2 pseudogenes are annotated in these 3,430 nt (G+C 67.7%); both read right to left on the reverse strand.

The features are described 5' to 3' along the window. Positions 1–1,921: pseudogene (locus GVN21_RS20210) on the reverse strand (FG-GAP repeat protein); the annotation flags it as partial. Positions 1,922–2,120: 199 nt separating this feature from the next. Next, positions 2,121–3,430 (reverse strand): annotated as a pseudogene (locus GVN21_RS20215) (calcium-binding protein); the annotation flags it as partial.

Genomic DNA, 3,430 nt, shown 5'->3' on the forward strand with positions numbered 1-3,430 from the left:
GCAGGTCCTTGCCGTCTCCGCCATCAAGGACGTTGGCCCCGTCATTGCCGGTCAGGATGTTGGCCAGGGCGTTGCCGATGGCGTCGATGTCGGCCACACCCGAAAGCGTCAGCCGTTCGAAGTCCGCGGCCAGGGTCCAGGTGATGGTCGAGATGACCGTGTCAGTCCCCTCGCCGGGGTTCTCGCCGACCGTGTCACCCAGGTCATCGACATAGAAGGTGTCGTCGCCCAGCCCACCGATCATGACGTCGGCGCCCAGGCCGCCGTTGAGGATGTCGTTGCCCTCACCGCCGTCCAGGCTGTCGTCTCCGTCCAGCCCGCTCAGGACGTCCGCGCCGCCCTGCCCGCTCAGGTCGTCGGCGCCCGCGCCGCCGTCGTAGAGGTCGTCCCCCGGCGTGCCGATCTCGATCACGGGCGCCGGCGCCGAGGCCCGGCCGAACACCACATAGCTGGCGCCGGAGCCACTGCCGTTCGGGTCCGCGGCCCGGGCCCCGATGATCAGATCGTCGATGCCATCGCCGTTGACGTCCCCTGCCGAGGCCACGGAAACGCCGCTCATGTCGTTTGCCGCGACTCCGGAGATGAGGAAGCCGTTTGTCCCGTCCAGGGTCGACAGGTCGAGATCGGCCGCGAACCCTGCGCCACGGCCGAACACCACATAGCTTGCGCCGGAGCCGCTGCCGTTGAGGTCGGCGCCCCGAGCCCCGATGATCAGGTCGTCGAACCCATCGTTGTTGACGTCTCCGGCCGAGGCGACCGACCAGCCAGTCTGGTCAATCGCCGCGACGCCGGAGAGGCTGAAGCCGTTGGTTCCGTCCAGGGTCGACAGGTCGAGGCTCGCCGCGAAGCCCGCGTCGCTGCCGAACACCACATAGGCGGCGCCGGAGTCGACGCCGTTCGCGTCGGCCGCCCGAGCCCCTATGATCAGGTCGTCGATGCCATCGCCGTTGATATCCCCCGCCGAGGCGACGGAACTGCCGGCGATGTCACCCGACGCGACCCCGTCGATCCGGAAGCCGTTGGATCCATCAAGGGTCGACAGGAGAAGGTCGGCCGCGAACCCCGCGTCGCTGCCGAACACGACATAGCTGGCCCCGGCATAGGAGACGTACGCATCGGCGGACAGGACCCCGATGATCAGGTCGTCGATACCATCGCCGTTGACGTCTCCGGCCGCGGCGACCGAAACACCGCTTTGGTAACTCACCGCGACCCCGGGGACACGGAAGCCGTTGGTTCCGTCGAGGGTGGAGAGGTCGAGATTGGCCGTGAAGCCGGCGTCACTGCCGAACACCACATAACTGGCGCCGGAATACGGTCCATTCGGATCGGCGAATGGAGCCCCGATGATCAGGTCGGCGATGCCATCGCCGTTGACGTCTCCGGCCGAGGCGACCGAATGGCCACTCCGGTCGCCCGCCGCGACGCCCAAGATGCGGAAGCCGTCGGTTCCGTCGAGGGCCGACAGGTCAAGGTTGGTCGCAAAGCCCGTCTCACTCCCGAACACCACATAGCTGGCGCCAGAGTTGCTGCCGTTGGGGTCGGCTCCCACCGCCCCGATGATCAGGTCATCGATGAGATCGCCGTTGACGTCCCCCGCGGCGGCCACCGACCAGCCACTGGTGTCACCGGCCGCGACACCGGAAATGCGGAAGCCGTTGGTCCCGTTGAGGCTGGACAGGTCGAGGTTGGCCGCAAACCCCGTGTCACGACCGAACACCACATAGCTTGCGCCGGAATTCGCGCCATTCGGGTCGGCGTACCGGGCCCCGATGATCAGGTCGTCGATGCCGTCGCCATTGACGTCGCCCGCAGAGGCGACCGAATAGCCGCTTGCGTCAGACACCGCGACCCCGGAGATGCGGAACCCGGTGGTTCCGTCCAGGCTGCTCAGCTCAACAACCGCGGGAAAGTCGGCCATAGGCCCTCCGAAACGCCACGATCGTCCCGCGATCGCTCAATACTCAAAGTGAGCAGGGACACTTATCAGCTTGTTTTCGGAGGTGACAAGGCGCGAGAGCACCGTAACGGACGCCAAGACCGAGCGCACACGAACAGGACGGGCAGGAAGACCAGGACCGTCGGCACGGTCAGCTTGGCCGGTAGGGCGGCGGCGCCTGTCAGAGCACCCAGCCACCGGTATCGCCGGTGACATCGCCGTTGATACGCAGGCGGTAGTCGGCGACGCGATCCCCGTCGATGTCCAGCAGCACGGTGGTGATCCCGCCGGCGAAGCCCAGGCTGATCCTGCCGGCCGTGCCGTCGAAGGCCCCGAAGCTGAAGGCGTCATTGACCCCGCCGGTGGCGGCAACGGCGTCGATGTCGGAGAAGTTCAACTCGTCCTGGCCGATGGCGTAGTCGCTGATGGTGTCGGTCTCGATGGTGCGGCCGCCGGGGTTGCTGCTGGTGAACACCGACTCCTGGCGGATCAGGAAGATGTCGTTTCCGCCCCCGCCCACCAGGGTGTCGGCGCCGGTCCCGCCGATCAGGAAATCGGCCCCCAGGCCGCCGCTCAGCAGGTCGGCGCCCCCGCCGCCGCTGAGGAAATTGGAGCCGCTGTTGCCGGTAATCTGGTTGGCCTCGTCGTTGCCGGTCCCGCCGATGTCGGCGGCGCCCTCAAGGACAAGCCGTTCGAAGTTGGCGCCCAGGGTCCAGGTGAACGTGGCTTTGACGATGTCGCTGCCCTCGCCGGCGGCTTCGACCAGCGTGTCGCTCAAGTCATCGACGATGTAGGTATCGTCGCCCAAGCCGCCGGTCAGGGTGTCATTCCCGGCCCCGCCGCGCAGCACGTCGTTGTCTCCGCCGCCGAACAGCTGGTCGTTGCCGTCGCCCCCCTGCAGCTGGTCGGCGCCCGCCTCGCCGTTAAGGATGTCGGCGCCGGTCCCGCCATCGAGCGTGTCGATCCCCGCACCGCCATAGAGGGTGTCGTCGTCCGCGCCGCCCGACAGGATGTCGCTGGCGTCGCCGCCGTAGAGTTCGTCGTTTCCGTCACCGCCCAGCAGCTGGTCATTGCCGTCATCCCCGGCCAGGTCATCGAGCCCGCCGTTGCCGCGGACGATGTCATTGCCGCCGCCGCCCGACAGGGTGTTGTCGCCGCTGTTGCCGCTGATCTGGTTGGCCAGGCTGTTGCCCGTGCCGTTGATGTTGGCAGAGCCGGTCAGCTCCAGGTTCTCGACCTCGGCGCTCAGGGTGTAGGTGACGCTCGCTCGGACGCGGTCACTCCCCTCGCCACCTACCTCGGTGATCTGGTCGGAGATGTCATCGACGAAATAGGTGTCGTCCCCCGTCCCTCCGGCCATCTGATCGGCGCCACCGCCGCCGTCCAGCAGGTCGCCGCCCGCCCCGCCGATCAAGTCGTCGGCGCCCAGCCCCCCGTACAGCAGGTCCTTGCCGTCTCCGCCATCAAGGACGTTGGCCCCGTCATTGCCGG

Origin of the sequence: Caulobacter sp. SLTY (assembly GCF_009905535.1) — a bacterium.
In the GTDB taxonomy this organism is placed as follows: Bacteria; Pseudomonadota; Alphaproteobacteria; order Caulobacterales; family Caulobacteraceae; genus Caulobacter.